Source organism: Maribacter sp. (assembly GCF_016744255.1).
Classification (GTDB): domain Bacteria; phylum Bacteroidota; class Bacteroidia; order Flavobacteriales; family Flavobacteriaceae; genus Maribacter_B.
In genome coordinates, this window is the sequence record NZ_JADGES010000025.1 from 14328 (window position 1) to 38035 (window position 23708).

18 protein-coding genes are annotated in these 23708 nt (G+C 32.4%); 4 read left to right on the forward strand and 14 right to left on the reverse strand.

The window, feature by feature from the left end:
* Window positions 1–4: 4 nt before the first annotated feature.
* Window positions 5–769, reverse strand: a complete 765-nt coding sequence (locus QZZ51_RS06320; protein ID WP_291867466.1) for a TIGR02757 family protein — start codon at window positions 767–769, stop codon at window positions 5–7.
* Between the two features lie 19 nt (window positions 770–788).
* Window positions 789–1475: an ABC transporter ATP-binding protein gene (locus QZZ51_RS06325; protein ID WP_291867469.1), complete on the reverse strand. Its 687-nt coding sequence runs from the start codon at window positions 1473–1475 to the stop codon at window positions 789–791.
* Window positions 1476–1678: 203 nt separating this feature from the next.
* On the opposite strand from QZZ51_RS06325, the gene folE reads away from it, so the two are divergent.
* The 3 genes from folE (at window position 1679) to QZZ51_RS06340 (ending at window position 3731) form a co-directional block, all read left to right on the forward strand.
* Window positions 1679–2278, forward strand: a complete 600-nt coding sequence (gene folE, locus QZZ51_RS06330) for a GTP cyclohydrolase I FolE (protein ID WP_291867472.1) — start codon at window positions 1679–1681, stop codon at window positions 2276–2278.
* 106 nt (window positions 2279–2384) lie between these two features.
* Window positions 2385–2690 carry a hypothetical protein gene (locus QZZ51_RS06335; protein ID WP_291867475.1) on the forward strand — a complete coding sequence of 102 codons (306 nt, stop codon included), beginning with the start codon at window positions 2385–2387 and terminating at the stop codon, window positions 2688–2690.
* A gap of 165 nt (window positions 2691–2855) precedes the next feature.
* Complete coding sequence (locus QZZ51_RS06340) at window positions 2856–3731, forward strand: sterol desaturase family protein (protein WP_291867478.1); 876 nt, start codon at window positions 2856–2858, stop codon at window positions 3729–3731.
* Between the two features lie 16 nt (window positions 3732–3747).
* Here QZZ51_RS06340 and QZZ51_RS06345 read toward each other — a convergent pair whose 3' ends face one another.
* The 7 genes from QZZ51_RS06345 to QZZ51_RS06375 form a co-directional block, all read right to left on the reverse strand.
* Window positions 3748–5976, reverse strand: a complete 2229-nt coding sequence (locus tag QZZ51_RS06345) for a TonB-dependent receptor (protein ID WP_291867481.1) — start codon at window positions 5974–5976, stop codon at window positions 3748–3750.
* 431 nt (window positions 5977–6407) lie between these two features.
* Window positions 6408–6725 (reverse strand): DUF6787 family protein, encoded by a 318-nt coding sequence (locus QZZ51_RS06350; protein ID WP_291867484.1) that lies wholly within the window; start codon window positions 6723–6725, stop codon window positions 6408–6410.
* A 35-nt stretch (window positions 6726–6760) separates the two neighbouring features.
* Window positions 6761–7216, reverse strand: a complete 456-nt coding sequence (locus QZZ51_RS06355; RefSeq protein WP_291867487.1) for a DUF6146 family protein — start codon at window positions 7214–7216, stop codon at window positions 6761–6763.
* 98 nt (window positions 7217–7314) lie between these two features.
* A complete protein-coding gene (locus tag QZZ51_RS06360; RefSeq protein WP_291867490.1) occupies window positions 7315–7953 on the reverse strand; it encodes a DUF937 domain-containing protein in 639 nt (212 codons plus the stop codon).
* A gap of 56 nt (window positions 7954–8009) precedes the next feature.
* Window positions 8010–8963 (reverse strand): D-2-hydroxyacid dehydrogenase, encoded by a 954-nt coding sequence (locus QZZ51_RS06365; RefSeq protein ID WP_291867492.1) that lies wholly within the window; start codon window positions 8961–8963, stop codon window positions 8010–8012.
* A 48-nt stretch (window positions 8964–9011) separates the two neighbouring features.
* On the reverse strand, window positions 9012–10076 hold the full coding sequence (gene serC, locus QZZ51_RS06370) for a 3-phosphoserine/phosphohydroxythreonine transaminase (RefSeq protein WP_291867494.1): 1065 nt from the start codon (window positions 10074–10076) through the stop codon (window positions 9012–9014).
* A gap of 93 nt (window positions 10077–10169) precedes the next feature.
* Window positions 10170–11231 carry an acyl-CoA reductase gene (locus QZZ51_RS06375; RefSeq protein WP_291867497.1) on the reverse strand — a complete coding sequence of 354 codons (1062 nt, stop codon included), beginning with the start codon at window positions 11229–11231 and terminating at the stop codon, window positions 10170–10172.
* A 110-nt stretch (window positions 11232–11341) separates the two neighbouring features.
* On the opposite strand from QZZ51_RS06375, the gene QZZ51_RS06380 reads away from it, so the two are divergent.
* Complete coding sequence (locus QZZ51_RS06380; RefSeq protein WP_291867500.1) at window positions 11342–11695, forward strand: 4Fe-4S dicluster domain-containing protein; 354 nt, start codon at window positions 11342–11344, stop codon at window positions 11693–11695.
* A gap of 171 nt (window positions 11696–11866) precedes the next feature.
* Here the strand turns inward: QZZ51_RS06380 and QZZ51_RS06385 are convergent, their stop codons facing one another.
* The 5 genes from QZZ51_RS06385 to QZZ51_RS06405 all read right to left on the reverse strand — a co-directional run bounded on the left by QZZ51_RS06385 (window position 11867) and on the right by QZZ51_RS06405 (window position 23540).
* Complete coding sequence (locus QZZ51_RS06385; RefSeq protein WP_291867503.1) at window positions 11867–14719, reverse strand: TonB-dependent receptor; 2853 nt, start codon at window positions 14717–14719, stop codon at window positions 11867–11869.
* Between the two features lie 676 nt (window positions 14720–15395).
* Window positions 15396–18236 carry a TonB-dependent receptor gene (locus QZZ51_RS06390; RefSeq protein WP_291867514.1) on the reverse strand — a complete coding sequence of 947 codons (2841 nt, stop codon included), beginning with the start codon at window positions 18234–18236 and terminating at the stop codon, window positions 15396–15398.
* Window positions 18237–18612: 376 nt separating this feature from the next.
* On the reverse strand, window positions 18613–21867 hold the full coding sequence (locus QZZ51_RS06395; protein WP_291867506.1) for a TonB-dependent receptor: 3255 nt from the start codon (window positions 21865–21867) through the stop codon (window positions 18613–18615).
* An 11-nt stretch (window positions 21868–21878) separates the two neighbouring features.
* Window positions 21879–22898, reverse strand: coding sequence for a FecR family protein (locus QZZ51_RS06400; protein WP_291867509.1), 1020 nt, complete (start codon window positions 22896–22898; stop codon window positions 21879–21881).
* A gap of 63 nt (window positions 22899–22961) precedes the next feature.
* Window positions 22962–23540 (reverse strand): sigma-70 family RNA polymerase sigma factor, encoded by a 579-nt coding sequence (locus tag QZZ51_RS06405; protein WP_291867511.1) that lies wholly within the window; start codon window positions 23538–23540, stop codon window positions 22962–22964.
* Window positions 23541–23708: the final 168 nt, after the last annotated feature.

Below are 23708 nucleotides of genomic sequence, written 5' to 3' on the forward strand. Positions count from 1 at the left end.
AAGATTAAAACTTCTCAAAAACACCTAATCCAAATAAAGCAAAATCATATTTAACAGGATCCTTAGCATCTAAAGAGCGTAAATTAGTATCTAATTCTAACAAAGCTTTGGCGTCGTTTTGTTTCCGGTTTAATAAACCCAGTTTACGAGCTACATTACCAGAATGTACATCTAAAGGGCAGGATAGTTGCGCAGGGGAGATTTTGCTCCATAAACCAAAATCTACTCCAGTAGAATTATCTCTTACCATCCAACGTAGAAACATATTAATTCTTTTGGCAGCCGAACCTTTCATAGGATCCGATATATGTTTAGTTGTCCTGGTTTTATGTGGAATTTCAAAAAAAATCTTCTTAAACTCAGAAATACTATTTTGCATAGAATCGGCCTTTTTTCTAGGCGCAAAAACAGACTCTAAGCCATTATGATGGGTATATATGTTTTTTAAACTTTTTATAAAAAAAGATAAATCACCCGCATTAAAGGTTCTATGTACAAAACCAGAAAATTTTTCTAAATCGTCATCTTTATGGTTTAGAACAAAATCTAGTGGAGAGTTATCTAACAAAGCCATCATTTTAGTGGCGTTATTTAGGATGCTTTTTCTGTTTCCCCAAGCTATTGTTGCTGTAAGAAAAGCACTTATTTCAATATCTTCTTTTTTCGTGAAAGTATGGGGTATTCGTATTGGGTCACTCTCTAGAAAGTTTGGTCTATTATATTGTAAAACCTTGGCATCTAGAAATTCCTTTAATTCTTTTTGTGTCATTAATTAATTGAAAAATGAGTTATCTGTCTTCTAAGATCACCTCTTTTTGTGTAATATTTCCATCTACCATAACAAGCTTGCGATCTGCTAAATTGGCTAATTCTTTATTGTGTGTTACTATTACAAAAGTTTGTCCAAATTTTTCTCTAAGTTCAAAAAAGAGTTGGTGTAAATTATCTGCACTCTCAGAATCTAAATTTCCACTAGGTTCATCTGCATAGATGATAGAAGGATTATTAATTAAAGCTCTAGCAACAGCAACACGTTGTTGTTCACCACCAGATAATTCGGAAGGTTTGTGATTATATCTATGAGACAACCCTAAAAAATCTAAAAGTTCTTTAGCTCTTTTTTCGGCATCGTTTTTTGGTGTTTTCTTAATGTAAGCAGGGATGCATACATTTTCTAAGGCTGTAAATTCTGGTAATAATTGGTGAAACTGAAAAATAAAACCAATATGTTCGTTTCTGAATTTAGCAAGATTTTGATCCGATAAATTGGTAACTTCTAGATTGTTAATTTCTAGTTTACTGTCATCCTTATTAGTTTGCACATCTAAGGTTCCTAAAATCTGTAAAAGGGTTGTTTTTCCAGCACCGGAAGCACCAACAATAGAGATTATTTCTCCTTTTTTAATATGAAGGTCTACACCTTTTAAAACTTGAAGTTCACCGTAAAATTTTTGAATATTGGTGGCCTTTATCATCTATATAAAAATTTAAGTAGATGAAAGTAAACAATAGGAGGGACATGGCAAAATATAGTCAAAGTATAAAATAGGAATAGAACCTTGTAATTTCTTTTGTAACATGGAGACTACTATAAAAATAGCTTTTATTCTTAATTTTTAAGAATTATAGGTTTTAGAACATATATTTGTAGTTACAGTTTATAAAGAATTAAAACAATATGTCATCATATAAAAATTTAGAAGACTACAATCAAGAAATCACTAAAGAAGTAAAAGATAAATATACTTCTATATTAGGAGGAATTGGAGAAGATGTTACCAGAGAAGGGTTAGTGAAAACACCAGAAAGAGCCGCTAAGGCAATGATGTTTTTAACTCAGGGGTATGATTTGGACCCCGTTGAAATTTTGAAAGGAGCCATGTTTAAAGAAGATTATGATGATATGGTAATCATAAAAGATATTGAACTTTATTCTTTGTGTGAACACCATATGTTGCCATTTTTTGGCAAAGCACATATTGCATACATTCCCAACGGACATATTGTAGGCTTAAGTAAAATACCAAGAGTAGTCGATGTTTTTGCAAGACGTTTGCAAGTACAAGAGCGGTTGACCCATGATATTTTAGAATGTTTAAATGATACCTTGAAACCACAGGGAGTAGCTGTTGTTATTGAAGCTTCTCATATGTGTATGATGATGCGCGGTGTTCAAAAACAAAACTCCGTTACTACTACATCCGGATTTAGAGGGCAATTTGAAAAACAAGAAACCAGAAATGAATTTCTGAAACTAATCAGCTCAGACTTATCATAGAGAAGAAAGTAGGTAGAAATTTATTTCTTCTATTATGTTACATTTTCTATAAAAGATAATTTGGCATTCTTGTTGCTATCTATATCCATATAGATATATTACAATTATGACAAAAGAACAATCGGATAAAAAAATAAAAAACCTGTTATTAGGGTTGCTTTTTGATGGAATAGGGATGCTATCCTTTGCAATTCCATTTATCGGAGAATTTTCGGATATTATATGGGCACCCGTATCTGCCTGGTTAATGACTAGATTATATAAAGGCAAAGTTGGTAAAGTAGCAGGTTTAGTATCTTTTGTAGAAGAGTTAGTTCCTGGGTTAGATATTATACCAACGTTTACTATTATGTGGCTATATACTTATGTATTTAAAACTTCAAAATTTAAAAAAGGGATAGACATAGGTTAAAAACATATTTCAATTTCTCCTTATTTAAAATATACTTAGTTCTATATTTTCCTTTCAGTATTGTAGCAAATGTTACCAAAGAAAAGGTTCATAAATTGTAATTTTACAAGAAGCTAAATGGAGACCAAAAGGTATAAAATAACGAGATAAGTATTAAGATTTAGTATGAATATTTACATAGAAGCTTTTATAAATGCCTTTAAAGGAAGTTTAAATTGGACTTGGAAATCTATTTTATTTGATGTTCCATGGTACACCAATTATTTTTGGGGATTATTTATCATCTCCTTGTTCGTTTGGGGTTTAGAAGTAGTCTTTCCTTGGAGAAAGAACCAATCCATTTTTCGAAAAGATTTTTGGTTAGATGGCTTTTATATGTTTTTTAACTTTTTTGTTTTTTCCATTGTTATTAGTGGATTTTATAAAATAATGGAGCTATTGTTTTCTGAAATAGGAATTAGTATTAAAAGCTTATCTCTATTGAGTTTAGAGGTATTACCGGTTTGGTTACAATTGTTTTTATTTTTTATAATCTTAGATTTTGTACAATGGTTAACACATGTTATGCTCCATAAATTTTCTTTTTTGTGGCAGTTTCATAAAATACACCACAGTGTTAAAGAAATGGGTTTTGCGGCGCATTTGCGTTACCATTGGATGGAAAATATTATATACAAACCTTTAAAAACAATTGGCGTAATGCTGCTAGGTGGTTTTGAACCAGAACAAGCTTTTATGGTTCATTTTTTTGCAATCACTATTGGGCATTTAAACCATTCCAATATAAAAATTACTTGGGGACCATTGAAGTATATATTAAATAACCCTGTAATGCATTTATACCATCATGCATATACTATCCCTAAAGATAAATATGGGGTAAATTTTGGTATAAGCTTAAGTCTCTGGGATTATATTTTTAAAACAAATTATATCCCAGAGGAAAGCGGAACAATTACCTTAGGTTTTGAAGGGGATGCAGATGTTCCTTCCAGCTTTATTAAACAATTGTTTTATGGCTTTAAAAACCAAAAAAAATAGTTTCCCGTCGCCTATTTTAAAAGGACAGAGTGATTCCTAGATTTATGTTTCTGCCCATATTAGATACACCATCTCCCTTTAATCTAGATAGGTGAGATATATAATTTGTATTTAATAAATTATCTGCACTTAATCTTAGGTCTGTTTTTAATTTAAATATAGTAATAGAATTTCCTATACCAAGATTTAGAATGTTATAATTATCTGTAGGCGTTTCAAAATTACTCACTTTATCTTGTTTAAAATACGACTTAAGAGTAGCGAATACATAACCCTTTGTAATACCTAAAGCATCTTTATTCATTTCTACTCTTAAAGTATTGGTCCAATTATTAGCAGGAATCAAGGGTAGATTAGCATCATTACCGTCTTCACCTATAACAGAGGCATAACTACTTTCTATATGCAACCAATCTAATGGGTGTGGGTGTAAATGGAAACCTAGTTCTGCTCCATAAAGTGTAGCATCTTGTTGCAAATAAGTAAAAACATTATCCGAATCTATTACTTGCCCATTGGGAGCTAAGTAAATGTAATCTGCAATATTGTTGTAAAAACCATTGGCATAAAATTCTATATGCTTGTTTTTATATTCATACGCAATATCGACTTGTAAATTTTTCTCATTATTTAAAGTACTGTTCCCTACTTCGTATCTATTAGTACCCTCATGTACTCCATTAGAACTAAGTTCTGCTAAATTTGGGGCTCTAAAACCAGAAGCAAGATTAATACGTAAAATATTATTTTCTCCAAGATTAGTTTTATATCCTAATGAGGCATTAAAACTTGGGAAATCCTTATTTAAACCAGCAATGTACCCTTCTTCGCTTGGTATTCCATGGGTTTCACTACTTAAAGATCTATGGTCATAACGCACTCCCAACTGAATACCGTTAGTATTAAAATGAATATGAGAGGTTAATAAAATACCTATGTCATTAGTAATTGCATCTGGAATTAATATTTCTTCTCCAGAATTGGAGTTAGTCTGGTGCATTCCTTGGATACCAGCAATGGTCTCTACAATTCCTATATGCGGTAAATGGTATTGCAAATTATAGCTCCATGTTTCTAGATCCATCTCTAATGCGGTTTCTATTTCACCGTTTCCTTCATGGTCTTCAAATTCCTTTCTATTATTGGCTGTATAGCCTAAAATTGCTTCTAGACTAGAATTTTTAAAAAAGAAATTGTTCTTAGAACTTAAGATATGACTTGTAATTTCTTGGTACGGAGCATTGGCTTTTCTAGAGGTGCTTTGTTCTCCTATTTCTTCAGCTATTCCCAATTCGGATATATTATAGTTATATCTAAGCTCTGTTTTAAAGGTTCTATTTTGGTACCCTAATCCCGTTTTAATATCTTTTTCTTTAAAACGTGAATTTGTAACTCTATCTCCATCACCAGTTTTATAATCTATGTGAGAAGCAATACCTGCTCTAATTAAGAACTTAAGTTTATCACCAGATGTTTTTATTCCAATATTACTATTACTGCCTCTTGTATTTGTGTAATAGTTGTAATTAGCATTGCCAAAAGTTTTATTTTTAGCTGCAAATTTTTCTGGATTAATGTAAAGTACACCTCCTAGAGCATCCGAACCATAGAGTAGGGAGGCAGGGCCCTTTATAACTTCTACGCTTTCAATACCAGAATCACTAATACCTAACCCATGTTCATCACCAAATTGTTGATTTTCTAGGCGTATTCCCTGCGTATATACTAAAACTCTGTTAGAACTGAGCCCTCTAATTACGGGTTTGCCAATTCCTAGACCAGTAGATACAATTTCTACACCTGGAATACTCGTAATTCCTTGTGATAAGGTTACAGTTCCTTGCTCTTTCATTTTTTGAATGCTTTGCCGTTCAATTTTCATTACATTTTCACTCTGTAATTTATGAAAAGGAGTAGATACAATTACCTCTTCCATTTCTATGGCACTAGGAACCATATCCATATTTAAAGTTGTAATTGGGGTGTTGATAACGACTGTTTTTGTGATAGTCTGGAATCCTAAATAGGAAACTACCATAATGAATTTACCATTAGGTAGGTTGGTGAATTCATAAGAGCCATTTTCGTTACTGATTGTTCCTTTATCTAATTTAGAAATGTAAATGGAGACCTCCATTAGCGGGTCTTTATTCTCTGAATTGGTAATTATTCCCTTAAGGGTATTTTGGCTAAATGCACTAAAATATAGCATAGCCATTAACAATGAAAGTGTAATACGCTTCATTCTATTAATGATTTAAATTAAATAATAAATTTGATTTTAATTCGAAAATAAAACTACGCGCAAGGTGGCCCTCTAAGGGAAAAATGAAGTTTTTGGTATTTACTTAAAAAAGAATATTGATTTTTGTATTTTTTCTTAACAGTAAGAAAAGAAAAGGTGGGAACCTCTATAAATGGAGGCTGAAACTGTACTGTAACTTTATATTTTTGAAAATCACAATCTAATTCTACTTTGTGTATATGAAGTTTTCCAAAACTATGGCAAACTAATTCTTCATGATCCGTAAACGCATGAGAAATTTTTACTGCGGATGGAGCAAGCAGACTTGTTACAAATAATATTGTAAAAAGAGTATTAAGGATATTTTTTCTACAAAACTTCACGTCACTAATTTACTCAAAAAAGAAAGGTAATAGTAATATGCGGGAAGATTACTTTAATAAAAACCCTAAACCTAATCTATGAATCATTTTCTTTTCAAAATTCCAAAAGAATTTAAACTGACCAAATAGCCAACCAAATACCACCAATAAAACTTGATAAATAGGGAATATAACCAAGATTCTTAAGGTTACATATATAATACCTCCCCACCAATTTTCAGAAAAAGATTCTCTTACTAACCCAATAGAATTAAGGATTGGTTTTGCTAAAAAAACCGCAGCAGAACCTGTTACTGAGAAAACAATAAGTATTAAAATTATTTGAAAATTAGAGTCTACACCCCAACGTTGTTTCAATTTTTCCATGAATAGAATTAAAATATGGTCTGCAAATATACTTTTTAAATACGAGGCAGAAAAGCTCCTAATCGCTGATTGTATTTTCTTTGGAAATAGATAAAATAATTATACAATTTATAATTTACATCATATCCATAATCTATATGTGCTTGGTAATCTATTTGCAATTCGTATAAATTAGAGTCGTACACTTGAGGCTGTAAAACACGTCTATTCCACTCTGCAACATAAATTTGGTTTCTATTCTCCATATAAGATTGGGAATAGTAGCCTTTTGCTTTGGCTGTGCTTTGTAACCAGAAATTATATCCAGATTCAATTATGGTTATTTCATACTCTGTTTTATCACTACTAATAGTTATGGTATCTCCTTTGGTTTGTGTAAAAGCCGTTTTCTCTTTGTCCGAAATAGAAATAGCTTTGCTAGTACTATTGCAACTCCAAATTAGGAAGGATATAAGCCCAATAACAATGGTGTATAATATGTTTTTTTTCATCTTTACAGTGGCGTAATAGAGTTTGTGAAACTATAAGGTACAAAAAAAAGCTGTTCGATTTTCACAAACAGCCTTTCTTAGTATACTGTACTACGATTTTATTTACCAAATAAACCTCCTAAAAGGCCACCAAGTCCGCCAGCGCTTTTGTTTCCGCCAAGAACCATACCTGCAACATCATCTAAAATACTACCATCACCATCCGAATCAAGGAAAGACTCAATTAATGATTGTTGTTGACCAGCATTATTGCCGCCACCTAACAATCCACCAAGAACATCACCAATACCATTGGCATCGCTAACATTTTGTTGTTTTGCTTGTTTTCCTAGAAGACCCATTAAAAGAGGGGCAGCTACTTTTAATATTGTAGCAACACTACCAGCATCCATACCAGATTTTTGGCTTAGTGCATTTTGTACTTGTGGTTGTTTATTTCCTAGAACGTGACCTAGAATTCCGGCGCCATCATCCATTACAGATTGATCAACACCACCACCAAAGAAACCTCCAAGGTTATCTAAGATACCGCCATCATGTTTACTAGAAAGTGCAGACATAAGTCCTTGAGCTCCTTCTGGAGTAGCTGCATTTCTTTTCATTGCTCCCATAAGAACTGGCATTGCCATGCTCAATAATCCAGCAGTTCCACTTTCCGATTGTCCTGTTTGTCCAGCAACGCCGCTGATTAATTGTTTGCCCATTGGGCTGTTTAATAAGTCTAATAATCCTGACATGTTATAGTTAATTTAATTAATGTTCTAATGTTTTAAATTTAAAGCATTTTTAAATATTATGCTTTAAAAATATCTATTATTTGCGTTGCAAGTTCCATGCCAATTCTATTTTGCGCTTCAACAGTAGAAGCACCAATATGTGGACTCAACGAAATATTAGGGTGCATTAATATTCTTATTTCAGGTTTTGGCTCCGACTCAAACACATCTAAGCCAGCAAAAGAAACTTTTCCATTATCTAATTCTTCAACTAAAGCAACTTCATCAATCGCTCCACCTCTTGCTGTATTTATGATTCCCACACCATTTTTCATTACAGTAAAATCTTTTTTATTAATAGTATATGCTTTTTGTGCAGGGACGTGTAATGTAATATAATCGGAAGATTTTAATACTTCTTCTTTAGATTGACTTTCAAAATTAAAGGTAACCGATTGTCCATCAAAAAAGGATAATTCAATACTGGCTTTATCTAAAGCAGGGTCATGGTAAACCACATTCATTCCAAAACCAAGTGCTATTTTTGCTGTTTCTTGACCTATTCTACCAAAACCTATTATTCCTAGCGTTTTATTCCGTAATTCTATACCACCAGAATAACTTTTTTTAAGCTTTTTAAATTGACTATCGCCATCTAAAGGCATATTACGGTTTGCATCATATAAAAAGCGAACACCGCTAAGTAAATGAGCAAAAGCAAGTTCTGCTACAGAAGACGAAGAAGCCTCGGGTGTATTAATTACTTTAATTCCTTTTTTCTCGGCATAAGAAACATCAATATTATCTAGCCCTATACCACCGCGACCAATTAATTTTAGACCAGAACACTGGTCTATAAGTTCTTTGGTTACTTTAGTAGCACTACGAACAAGTAGAACTGAAACTTTTTTCTCATTTATATAGTTAGCCAATTGTTCTTGGGCTACAGTAGTGGTCAAAACATTAAAACCTTTAGATTCTAAAGTAGAAACACCTATGGCAGAAATGCCATCATTTGCTAAAATTGTCATGTATAACTTTTAAATTATGTAGTAGGGGGTTTGTATTTAATTTTCCTGTTATCCTTTTCTTTCCATTTCGCTCATTACATCTACCAACACGCCTACGCTATCTAAAGAAAGGGCATTGTACATAGAAGCTCTATAGCCACCAACGGAACGGTGACCGCTTAGACCACTTATACCTGCTTCTTGAAGCATAGTCTCAAAAGAGCCTTTTAATTTGTCATCGGAGAGATTAAAGGTGGCATTCATATTAGAACGGTCCGCTTTATTTGCATAACCTTTAAATACAGGGTTTAGTTCAATTTCTGAATATAGCAATCGAGCTTTTTTATCATTAATCTCTTCGATAGCAGAAATTCCGCCTAAATTTTTGAGCCAGTCTAAAGTTAACATAGAAGTATATACGGCAAAGACAGAAGGAGTGTTAAACATACTTTCTTTATTAATATGTACTTGATAATCTAACATAGAGGGAATAGTACGAGATACTTTTCCTAAAATATCTTGTTTTACAATAACTAAAGTAGTTCCTGCTGGACCCATATTTTTTTGCGCACCAGCATAGATTAAATCAAACTGAGAAAAATCTAGTTGTCTAGAAAAAATATCAGAACTCATGTCACAAACTAAAGGAGCATCCGTTTTTGGGAATTTTTTTATTTGGGTTCCAAAAATAGTATTGTTTGATGTAAGGTGTAAATAATCTAAACCTTTAGGAATTGTATATCCTTTAGGGATGTATTTAAAATTTTCATCTTTAGAAGAGCCAACTTCCATAACGTCTCCAAAAATTTTAGCTTCTTTAATGGCTTTGTCACTCCAAGTTCCGGTATTTAAATAACCAGCTTTGTTTTCTAATAGGTTATAAGCAACCATTAAAAATTCTAGACTTGCACCACCTTGTAAAAAAAGCGCTTCATAACCCTGTCCTTCTAATCCTAATAATTCTAAAGCAAGGGATCTTGCTTTTTCCATTACAGCAACAAAATCTTTACTTCTATGCGATATTTCTACTAAGGATAACCCAGAACCATTAAAATCCATTACTGCTTCTGATGCTTGAAGTAAAACTTCTTTAGGCAGTATACAAGGCCCTGCACTAAAATTATGTTTTTTCATATATAATATTTTTATTTAGATATCTGATTTAGTAAATTTTAAGAGCCTGTAAAAATACTAAGAATCTAGCTTATGAGCGCAACCCTTATAACTCTATATTGTAATTAGAAATGAAACCGTATCTATATGGTCTGCATATTCCGATAGTTGGGGCTTTTGTGTTTTTCCAAAAGTAATTTCATCTTTCGTGAAATTACGAGACACAATACATTGTAATTTTTCTTCGTCGGTTTTCAATGTCTTTTTTAATTCTTCCAAAGAGTTATATTCTTCGTAAAATAAAGTTGCGATAGGAGACCCATAACTAGTATCTTCTTTTAGCATTAAAAAACCATTATCTAATATTTTAAACTCACTCATTAAATAAACAGCCTTGTTATAGTCGTAATTATTGGCATATTTATTTTGATTTATAATAGGATGATTTTCATAAATAGATTTATAAAAGGTATCGAAATTATATCCTTTAGGGACAAATAATTTAGAAACACTTCTACAGCCTAAGCCGTAGTACATAAAAATATCATCTCCCAAAGCTTTTAGTTCTTCTTTGGTTTCATTGCCTGTTAAAACAGCTACAGAATATCTATTCTTTCTTATAATGTTAGGCCCTTTACTAAAATAATGCTCAAAATAACGTGCGGTGTTATTGCTTCCAGTGGCAATAACCGCGTCGAAATTTTCTAATTTACCTTCTGTAAAAACTATTTCCTCTTTTAAGGTAGGTTCTACAAATACTAAATACTTGGCAATAAAAGGAAATATTATTTTGTCATTAGAAGACAGTCTAACCAGCGCTTTGTTACCAGTAATGAGGACTGTTAAAAAATCATGAAAGCCAACCAGGGGAATGTTTCCTGCCAATATTAAAGCAACCTTCTTTTCTTTGTTAGTACTTAAATCATAGTTTTTTAACCATGTGTTTAAATTTTCTTCTGTTAAAAGATTACCCCAGCTCTCTATACTAAGTAGTACATTTTCTTTAGTAAACCAACCATTATGATGTTTGGCTGATTCTACTATTTCTAAAAAATCTTCTTTCCATGATATATCATTTTTTGAAGAATTAGCGTTATTATTTGCATATTGACAAAACTCTTGGAAGAATGCTCCAAGTTTAACAAAAGCGGTTAATCTTAACTTATGGTGTATCATTATATTTGTAAAAGATTTTATTTGGCATTAACTTTGCGCAAAAGTATTGATACTGTAATCTTGAAACAAGTTAAGAGCAAGTAAATTCAGTAGTAAAGAAAAACAAAATTATGGCGATTATTATAACAGATGAGTGTATAAATTGTGGGGCTTGTGAGCCCGAATGCCCAAATACAGCTATTTATGAGGGGGCAGACGAATGGCGTTATAATGATGGTACCTCTTTAAAAGGGAATATTGTCTTGCCAAATGGTAAAGAGGTAAACGCAGATGACGTACAAGAACCAATCAGTGATGAAGTGTATTATATCTCTCCAGATAAGTGTACGGAATGTATGGGTTTCCATGAAGAGCCACAGTGTGCTGCAGTTTGTCCTGTAGATTGCTGTGTTCCGGATGAAGACCATCAAGAAACAGAAGAAGAGTTGTTAGGAAAGCAAAAATTTATGCATCCTGATGGATAAGAATTAAAAACTCCTTAGATACTATATAAAAACCCGAACTAAATTTTAGTTCGGGTTTTTTGTTCTATTTTTTTAAGAAAATATGTAGCTTATCTTTTTTAAAGTAAGAGCAGCTATCCAAAGGGATAGCCACCCCGTCTACTAATTAAAAATAAACTGAAACTTTAAATCTTAAAATTTATAGTTTAATGATAAATTAAACATAGTTCCTAACTGACTAAAATGGTAACCATCATAAGTCATTTGAGAATATCTTTGATTAAATGTAATTAAGTTAGATTGGTTTTTAACCTGAGCTGCGTCTGCTAAAATAGCATCACCTGCTGCATTTTTAGATTTAAAATTCCATTCTGGTAATACATCTAATATGTTGTTGATATTTAATGCTATCGTGAATTTATCCGTTGCATTGAAATTAACACCTAAATCTGTAACAATTTTTGGAGTAAACTCAGTAAATAAATTAGCATCTAAACCTTGTTGTTGGAATGTTGTTTTTCCGAAATAGGTATTGTTCAAAGAAAAGCCAAATTTATTAATGTCGTAATTAGCTCCTAAAATCCATTTTGTCTTAGGACGAGATGTAAAGAACAGAGCCTCTTGAGTATCATTAACTACAGACTGACCAGCTTCTTCAATTAAGGTAGGGTTCTTTACTGCACCATCACGTTCGTTTTGAATAGTATAGTTTCCAGATAAATTTAAATCTAGACTACCTGCTCCAAGATTAATGCCTTTGTAAGCAAGTACAACATCAATACCAGAAGTTTTAGTGTCTATGGCATTTGAAAAGAAACTTACATCACTTAAGTTGTTGTTAGTTAAAAGAATATCTAATGCATTTGTTGGGTCGCCACTTGGCCCAATCTCCGTTCCTAATACAATTCTATCTTTTACAGCAATATTATAGTAATCAAAAGTATAGCTAAATTTATTTGCGATTTTGCCACCAAAACCTATTGTAAAGTTAGTAGAGGTTTCTGCATCTAATTGATCAATACCTAATAATTTAGCCTGAGTTGAAACGTTATTTATTAAGCCACCTACTTGTATACCTTGTCCTGGCACAAAACTATATTGTGCTTTTTGTGTATAAATTTGGTGTAGAGTAGGGGCTCTGAAACCAGAAGAAATAGAGCCTCTTAATGTAAAGGCATCACTAACTTTGTATCTTGTACTAAATTTGTAAACAAAAGCATTTCCAAAATCAGAGTAATTTTCTGATCTAATTGTACCGCTTAATAAAAAAGCATCCGATACATCGTAATCTAAACTTAAATAGCCGCCGATATTGTATCTGTTAAATTTACCTGCGTTTTGAGGGGAAGCACCAGCAAATGAATCGGCACCACCACCATCGTAAGAAGCTAGTTCTCCCTCAATAACCTCAAAAGTTTCTGTTCTAAACTCAGCACCAATACCAATACTTACTTTATCTGAAAGTAATCTTGAGATATCAATGTTACCAACATTATGAGAAAATTTAGTCCCACCCGGATCAAAAGATTGCTGACTATTCTCTCTGTATAGTTCAGAACCTTCAGTGATTTCTCCATCATCAACGGAACCATTACCATTCGCATCTATAAAAGTAGATGGAGAATAGACTACATTTCTATTATGAGTTTGATTCACCTTGTATGTTTGAAGGTTTCCACCAGTAGTAAAACTCGCATCAACATTCCAATCATTTATGGTAGATTTAAAACCAACCGTACCATTGTAATCACTTAATAATCCTTCAAAGGTAGGAACGTACCCATCATAACCCCCAGGATTAGTAGGATGGTCACCAGGGAAAAAATCTGCTAAATATGGAAAGTCACCTGCTGTTCTCCAGTAAGGCGTTCTGTAATTTGCAAAACTATTTACAGCTTTATAAACGTAAGCAGCATTTGCATACAAAGAGGTATTATCACTTAAGTCATAACCAAAGTTTACAGAGAATTTTGCTGCTGCAGTTTCGGGGGAACCATTAATATTTCCTGCATCAGGTCTTCTCGATAAGAACTCTTGTACATCCGCAATGTTTGCACCAAAATCACCAGCATCTCCAGCTGCGTCGACAGTTCCTGGTCTATTAGATTGGTTTACTTTGGATAAATCAACAGTATAATTAACAAATCCTTTATCCTCACCGATAGAAGAACCATTATTAACAGCTACGCCAAACATTTCACCATCACCTTCAGAAGTAATACCAGTTCTAATTGTAGCAGAACCTTCATTTGGCCTGTCTTTTAAGATAATATTCATTACCCCTGCAATGGCATCTGAACCATATTGAGCAGAAGCACCATCACGTAAAATCTCAACCCTCTTTATTGCGTCGGTTGGTATTGCAGATATATCTGCACCTGTTTCTCCTCTACCAGGAGATGTTTGGGTATACAATAAAGCACTTAAGTTTTTACGTTTACCGTTAATTAATATTAATGTTCTACTAGGCCCCATATTTCTAATTTCATAAGGGTCTAATAAAGAAGTTGCATCATTCACAGGAGTTTGTACTGTGTTAAATGATGGAATTCTATATTGTAGCGCTTTGTCAAAGCTAGCTTGGCCTGTAGATAATAATTCTTTTACACCAACCACATCTACTGGTAAAGGTGTATCGGTATTACTTCTTGGAGCTGTACGTGATCCTACTACAATGAATTCATCCAATTCCATTCCTTCCGATAACTGGACGTTTATAGTGTTTTTACCAGCAGTAGATACTTCTTGAGTAGCAAAACCTATGTAACTAAAAACTAACTTTGTATCGTCGGTAACGTTAATGGAATAATTACCATCAAAATCGGATGTAGTACCGTTGGTTGTTCCTTTTTCAACAATATTAACTCCAGCTAAAGCTACACCACTTTCATCGGTAACTGTTCCTGTAATTGTATTTTGTTCTTCTACTCGAGTTTTAGTAGCCGAGTTATCAATCTCGCTGCCAATGGTGGCAGATTGGGCGTTGGTTGCTCCTAATAGAAGAACAACTAATACTAATTTGTTCATTTTGTTTTTAATGTTCATAAAATATAGTTTTGAGTTTAATTAGTTATACTACTATAATTGAGTTCTTACTTATTTGTGCATTAAATTCTAAAAAAATGGTTGTAGAATTTTGCAAAAATTCCACAACCATTCTCAAAAATATCCTAAGCCAATTAAGTATAGGCGTTTAATAAATATGTAAATTTTGGTAGGTTTTAGTCTCATCTTCATAGATAAAGAGACTGTATTGTTGTTATATACCCTATTTTTTTGTTAATTTTTTTAACAATATAGAAGTGAGGGGCTTATTCTTATGGTAGAAAGAATTGGTTTTAGTTTAAAGTAAGCTTCACCAATTAGTAATATGTCTTTTGCGTTTTTTTGAATAGGAAATTTTTGAATTTCCGTTTAACATTACCTTTTTACATTAGGTAAGCTTATCTATAATCTCTCCATACGCTATTTTATGGGTAACAAAAAGAATGATAACTAAGTAATAACCTTTCTAATTAATAAAAAAGATAAATATTACAACAGTAATAGCAGCTATTCTCTATGGTTTGTAATATTGTATTTTCTTTTAGGCTTGTTAGGAATCTTATTAATTGACAGAAGAATGTCATTTAATAAGAGTTGTATACCCTAATTTATTTTTTTAAATAAAAAAGACTGCTCATTAGAACAGTCTTAGTATTATAACTTTTGTAAATAGGGTTTATTTAAGAGTTAAACTTACTCTAGCGAATAAAAACCTACCACCAATTCCGAATTGTTGGGCTCTTCGAGACCAATCAAAACGACCACCACTACGGTTACCAAAAGCATCTTCTGCTCTGTCTGGGTAAACATCTAATAAGTTGTTTGCACCAACCGTAAATGTTAAAGCATCTGTTGCTTTGTAACCTACAGATAAATCTGTCACTATTTTAGTTCCGAATACTTGCTGATTAGCTACTGTAGTAGTTGCTTCCGTAACTTCTCCAAAATATACATTTCTTAAAAAGACGATGAATTTGTCTGATGTTAAGCTGTTTGATAAATTAATTTTTGTTCTAGGAACAGCTTCCTCTAAGTACACACGACTATCTTCAGGAAAATAGGTATTTATAAGTCCAGCATTTCTTAAAACATCAGAGGCATTAATATCTCCTACTTGCTTTGTTTTTGAAAAGGTTCCAGATAGATCAGATTTTAATCTCCAATTATCTCCTAAAGATGCCTTGTGAGTAATAACCACATCTAAACCTTTAGATTCTGTATCTATAGCGTTCGCAAAAAACGATGCAGCTGTTGCGTTAGCTTGACTTAGTAAGTTATCCAATTCGGAATCAGTTCCAGGTCCTTTAAACTGTCCTGTGTAGACTACTCTATCATTAATCTTAACGAAATAACCATCTACAGTAATGGTTAAATTAGCATCCGGAAATTTTGCTGTTAACCCTAAACTAACACTACTAGATGTTTCTTCTTTTAATTGTGGAATACCTAACAAACTAGCAGCTCTACTATCATTAGCAAAAGTGCCAACTTCTTGAGGGTTTCCATTCTGATCAAAAATAGTAGATGTTGAGTTAAAATTAAGTTGGTGTAAAGATGGTGCTCTAAAACCAGTATTTAACGCTCCTCTAATATTAAGATTGTCTGAAACCTTATAACGTGTTGCAAGCTTAAAGTTAATGGTAGATCCAAAATCACTATAATCTTCAAAACGGGCAGCAAAACTTGCTAAAAACTTTTCAGAGAAATCTGCTTCGACATCAAAATAACCAGCGACACTACTTCTTCCTCTAGAAAGTTCATTGTTAGGACTAAAACCAGGGAAAACTTGTGACCCACCAGGTCTTGAAGCTCCAAAAAAGTCTTGAGATGGTTGCTGTGATGCTAAAGTAATTCTTTGTCCTTCAGCAGTATATTGACTATAGGAAGCTTCTTCCCCTGCTAATATATCATAATTTTCAACACGATACTCTCCACCAAAAGCAATATTTAATCCAGAAAGTACACTGTCGTAGAATTGGGATATGTCTAAGTTTGCTGTGTTTTGTGCAAAAGAAAATCCACCGGCATCAAAAACAGTGGGAGAGGAGCTTTGTAAGGAGGCATTGAAGGTATTACCTATGTTGTATAGGAATGAGTTTTTACCGTAGGTATTGCTAAAGTCTACGTTCCAATCTCCTACTTTTCCTTTAATACCAGCAGAAATAGATTGATCTTTAATCGTAGAATTTATTTCTGGTAAAAAGCCATTTATATAAGCAGGAGTAAAGGTTCTACTCTGATTAGGTAGTCTGTAAAAACCAGCTGAATTTCCTGTTCTAGAACTAATACCTGTAAAAGCATATAATGTAGTTCCGTTGTCATCTAGTGGTAAAGAGAAGTTGGCAAAGAAACGTCCTCCTCTTAACGCAGATTGACCAACGCGCATATTGTAATCGCTTCTAGATTGTCCTCTTGCAGCCAATTCTGATACTGTTGCATCTTCCGATAATACAGTTCTTAAATCTTCTTTTGTAGTAGCTCCATTTAGATTTATTCCAGCACTATTAGCATAGGTAATTACATCAGCTACATCGTCATCTAATAAATCTACAAGATTATAACCATCTGCATTTGCAACTCGTTCTACTGTATTATAACCGTTGAAGATATTTCCTTCCCATTCTTTCATACGGCTATATTCTTGACGAACATCAAAATCTCCAGAAAAGTTAACAAACCCTCCTTTGTCTCCTAGTGGTACGCCATAACTTGCAGAAAAATTGGTTGTAGCTCCATCAACACCACCAGTTTGGTTATTTGCGTTTTTTGCAAAATTTGCACCAGTAGTTACCGTTGTAGTAAGTTCATTGACACTCGTATTAAGTACAATGTTGATTACTCCAGCAATGGCGTCTGAACCATATTGCGCTGCTGCACCATCTCTTAAAACTTCTATACGCTTAATAGCAGCAGCAGGAATAGCATTTAAATCTGTTCCAACACTACCACGGCCAAATGTACCGTTAACATTAACTAATGAAGAAGTATGTCTTCTTTTACCATTAATAAGTACTAAAACTTGATCAGGACCTAAACCTCTTAATGATGCCGGATCAATATGATCTGTTCCGTCAGAGATTGTTTGAGTGTTAGAGGTAAAAGAAGGAGCAACATAATTAAGTATTTGGTTTAAGTTTACTTGCGGTGCAATGTTATTTAGTTCTTTTATATCTATAACATCTACCGGTACGGAACTTTCAGTCGCCGTTCTGTTTGGGTTTCTTGAGCCAATAACAATAGCTTCTGTTAATTCTAGCCCAGCAATTAGGGTAACATTGGTTGTTGCATTTTTAACAACTACTTGCTTACTAGTAAAACCTATATAAGAAATTACTAAAGTGTCTCCTATATCTGCATTTATAGCATAATTACCATCAAAATCTGTGGTAGTACCTTGTGTTGTTCCTTTTACAACAATAGAAGCCCCTATTAGTGGGTCTCCCGATTCGTCAGTTATTATTCCCTGTATGGAATTTTGTTCTAGTTTTAGATTGTTAAGAACTTTGCTGTTAACCATACTGTCACTTAATACAGCATGTGCTTTAGTTGCTCCTAATAGTAGTGCAACCAGTACTAGTTTTCGAGTTAGATTTCTAATTTTCATATACTTAATTTTAATTTGAGTTCTCCTTTTGTAAAATGAGCTGACGATATTACAGCATCTTTTTGGGAATAAATTTTATGAATATTCATGACTTTAAAAGGGTTCTTCTTAAGTAGCTATTACAATATAAATATCTCTTTAATTTGAAACTATAAAGTATTATACTTTTCCCTTTTTTTTATAAAGAGTATTGATTAAAAAAATATACCCTATTTTTTTGTTAATTTTTTTAACAATATAGAAGTGAGGGGCTTATTCTTGAACTTTGAATTATTTTTTAGAAGAAGTGTTATCTAATTTTAAAATTAAACCTGGCAAAAAGGAAACGGCCACTATACCCAAATTGAGATACCCTTCTGGAGTAGATAAATTGATTACTAGAGGTTAAGTAGCTTGGTAATTCATCTGGGTATATATCTAATAAATTATTAGCGCCTATTGTAAAATCTAATGCTTTGCTGAGTTGGTAAGAAGCACTTAGATCCGTAATTATTTTACCTCCTATTATAGGATGCTTTGGATTACCTTGGTTATCCCATATTTTAATTCCTTGATTATTTTTAAGAATACCGGTGTCTTCTACCGATCCAAAGTATGCATTTCTCAGAAAGAAGTTTAATTTTCCTATGTTTAAATTATTTGCAAGATTCATTTTTACTCTAGGGAGTGCTCTTTCTAGGTATATTCTTGCCGTTTCACTAAAATACACATCTGTTAATCCAGCACTTTCCAAAAGGGGACTACTTTTCGTAGCGCCATTTTTTTCTGTTTTTGAGAATGTTGCAGCAAAATTAGAAATGATACTTATAGATTTTCCAATCTTATATTTATGGGTAACTACGACATCTACCCCCTTTGTTTTTGTATTTATAGAATTTGCAAAAAATGCTGCCCTACCAATATCTAAATCCGTAAATATTGTATTAATAGATTCTTGAGCTTGATTGCTAGGTTCTATAAACGTAGTAAAATCCCCAGTGTAAGTAATTCTATCCGATATTTTTATATAATAACCATCTATGGTTATATAGAGATTTGCTTTAGGGATTTTAGCAGTAAAACCAAGGCTAGAATTAAAGGATGTTTCTTCTTTTAATTCTGGAATTCCAAATAATTTAGCAATCTTGGAGTTGTTAGTAAATGACCCCACTTCATATGCTATTCCATCATCATCAAATAATGTGTTAGATTTGTTGTAATACTGTTGGTGTAAAGAGGGCGCTCTAAACCCGGTACTTATTGCTCCTCTTATATTAATGTTATTTGTAGCTTTTAATCGTGTAGCAATTTTATAATTTAGAGAGTTTCCAAAATCGCTAAAATCTTCAAAACGTAGCGCGCTATTAACTAAAAATTTGTCGGTAATATCAGCTTCAATATCCCAATAGAAAGCAAAACTATTTCTCTTAGCGTCTACTACATTTTTAGGAGTAAATCCAGAAAATACTTGTGCACCTGCTGTTGGCTGGTTTCCGAAAAAATCGACTACTTGTAAAGAAGGATCTATAGAGCTGACATACGTTTCTACTTCTCCATTAATATCATATTTTGCATAAGAAGATTCTTCTCCTGCTTCTATAAAATAATTATCGATTCTGTATTCTGCCCCTAATGCAATATTTAATCCAGAGAAAATAGTATTATAATATCTTGATAGGTCTAAATTAACGGTGTTTTGTTTAAAACCATTTAAGCCTGAATAAAATTCGGAAGGAGCTCCAGATTGAAGATAAAAATTAGATGTGTTTGAAATGTTGTATTTAAATACGTTTTTTCCGAATGTATGGGATAGATCAGCATCCCATTCTTTTATTTTACCCTTAATTCCAAATGCAAAAGAGTTATCCAAAATATCGGATTCAATATTGGGTAAAAAACCATTAATATATGCCAAAGTATTACCTCTCCCTGTAGGGTGTCCTGGTGTTCTATAAAAACCGGCAGCATCCCCACGTCTATAAGATGTTCCTCCAAAAGCATATACCTTCACATTATTTTTTCCAATAGGAAATTCTAAATTACCCATTAGTTGTCCCTGCGTTAATCCAGATTGACCAACACTCATGTTAAAATCCCCTCTTTTTAAATCTCTTCGTTTCAGTTCATTATCCGTAACATCAAAATTCAATATATTCTGTAATTCATTAATAGATACTGCATTTCCAATTTCTTGTTGCTTAGTAAGACTAAAATATGGTACTTGCGTAGCGTAATTTTGAATTTGTTCTACATTGGTTTTTAAATCTGTTAGACTATAGCCTTGGTTATAAGCTCCCCATTCTATGGCGTTATAAGCATGAAATATTTCGTCATTTCTATCGCGTGCTCTAGAGGTTCTTTGTCGTTTGGTAAGGGAGCCTGTAACGTTTATATAACCTCCTTTATAGCCTAAAGGAAGACCATAGTTTAAGTCTACCTGAAATTTTTTACCATCTATTCCTGCTGTATGGTTGTTACTGTTTTTAGAAAAATTAGCACCACTAGTAAGGTAAATAGTAAATTCATTTGTTATGTCTTTCAGAACAATATTAATAACACCAGCAATGGCATCTGATCCATATTGAGCAGATGCACCGTCTCTTAACACTTCTATTCTTTTAATTGCTGCTGCAGGGATGGTATTTAAATCTGTACCTACACTTCCTCTTCCAGGTGTTCCATTTACATTTACTAAAGAAGAAGTATGTCTTCTTTTTCCATTTATAAGTACTAAAACCTGATCAGGACCTAAACCACGTAATTGAGCAGGGTCAATATGATCGGTACCGTCAGAAACTGTTTGTGAATTAGAACTGAATGAAGGTGCTGTATAATTTAATATTTGCGTAATAGAGATTTGTGGGCCAGCAATTGCTAATTCAGCAATATCAATAATATCGACCGGAATTGCAGTGTCTAGAGCAGTTCTGTTAGGATTTCTAGAGCCAATTACTACTGCCTCGGACAGTTTTAGGCCTGGAATTAATGAAGTGTTAAAATTGGCATTGTTTATTGTAATTTCTTTACTTGTAAAACCAATGTATGAAATCAGTAACGTATCTCCAATATTGGCAACTATCTTGTAATTACCATTAAAATCGGTAGTCGTACCATTATTACTTCCTTTAACAATAATAGAGGCTCCTGGAAGAGGATCATTGTTATCATCCGTTATTTTACCCGATATAAATTGTTGTAGTTCTATATTAGCTAATGGACTGTAGCTTGTTATATCTACTTTTTTATCCTTGTCTGTTTCTTTTTTTGGATAAATTACATAGTATCTGTTTCCTAGATATTCAAAATCAAACCCTGTTTTGTTTTCAAGTTTTTCTACAATTTTAGGTAATGTTTCTAAATTGTAATTTTGCAAAAATATTTTCTCTCCAGATAACAAATTAGGGCTATATGTGAAAAAAACATTCTGTTTTTTACTTAAATTATCTAAATACTTAACAAGTAAAATAGAATCATTTTGGACTGTATCTGAAGTATTTTGAGCAGAAGTCTTAGCTACATAAAAAAAAATAGCAAAAATTACAAAGAACAATTGCTTTTTACTCATGAATTTTGAGTTTAGTTATCTTTCTTTAAATTGATAATTAGTAACTTATTGTCTTTTTTAATGATTTTTGTGTCTGTAGATTTTTCTATAGCAGAAAGACAGATTTTTAAATTTTTATTAGGTATTCCTCCGCTAATAATCTTTGTTTTTGTTTTTTGGTCAATGAACTCAGAAGGCAAACCGTAAGATTCTTCGATGTTTTTCATTACTTCTTCCAAGCTAATATTATTAAAAATATAAGTACCTTCTCTCCAAAGGGAATAAGAATCTTTTTTTGAATTGCTGGTGTGAATAATTTTTTTATCAATTCTTGAAAAAGAAATAAATTCTCCTGGGTTCATTATTTTAGCTTTTCCGCCATTTAGTTCTAATTCTATAGACCCTTCGTCTAAAGCAACATCGGTTTTTTGGTTATGTGCGTTAACATGAAACTTAGTTCCATATACCGATACCTTTAAATCTTTAGTGCTTACCCAAAATTTTGCATTGGTAGAAAGGATAGGTTTTACTTTAAAATATGCTTCTCCATCTAAAGAAACATCTCGTGGGTTTTCTTTAGAATAACTTATTTTAGAATTTCCATTTAAAATTACAGAAGTTCCATCTGGTAAGGTTAAATTAATAATTTCTCCATAAGAGGTTTGGTGCTCTACTAACGAGTTATTAAGAATATCCGAAGAAGTATAAACAAAAATAAATAGTACAGCTATTGTAGCAGCAATAGCATACGGAGAAAAATTAAATTTCTTTTTAAGTTTTGTTTTCTTAGTATAGTTTTTAGGTTTAGAAGAAATAATACTAAGAACGTTATCTAATTGAGAATCTACTTTACTATCGCTTAAAGGAGCTTCATTAAACTGTATGCCAAGAGTTATAGACTTAGCCATTTCTATAGTCTCAATCTTAGATTCATTATTAGAAATCCAATTATTCCAATAGTGAATATCATTTCTATTATTCTTTTTCGCCCAATTTATAAAAGAAATATCTTCTAATAAATTTTCTAAAAGTTCTTGGTCAATGTTGTTCATTAAAATAGGTATTCAGTACTGAAGAGATATATAAGTAGTAAATATACCCTAAAAAAATGAATTTTAACTATTCTGTAGTATATGGTGGAGTGCGTCAGATTCCGATTTATCTCTAAGTTTAGTAAAAGCTTTTTGTAATGTGTTTTGAACACTTTGGTAAGATATACCCATAATTTCGGATATTTCCTGTGTTTTTAAGTTACTGTAATACTTAAGGTAAATAGCCTCTTTTTCTCTTGTTGATAAAGAATTAAGAATTTTAATAAGAGCAGTCGATTTAAGTTTTATTGTTTCTTGCTTAGAACTAAGCTCCTCTTTGGAAAAGACAAACCCCATATTGTTTTCCATAGTCTCATTGAATGTAGAGTATAATCTTTCTTTTTTTAAAACTTTCAATAACGCTCTTCTGTAAGAAATAAATAAGTACGATTTTACATGGGTTACTTCTCCAATTTTATCTTTATTGTCATGTAAGTAGATAAAGAAGCTTTGTAAACAATCTTCTGTTAATTCTGTATTTCCAGAAATCTTCATTCCGTAGCCATGTAGCATAGGGTAGAAATGCTTAAACAAACTAGAAAATGCGTTTAAGTCTCCCTTAATAAACATAAACCATAAAGATTTTTCTGGTGAAATTTCCATGTTATTTTTAAGTTAGATACTAACAAATATATAATTTTTATAGTAAAAATTTGCATAATTCATAATTTAAAGCTGTTTTTAGTTGAAAATTCAATAATTTATTATCCATATTAGGTACTTCTTAAATACTCCTTAATCTATAATTTAAAATTCTTAATACAGAACTAT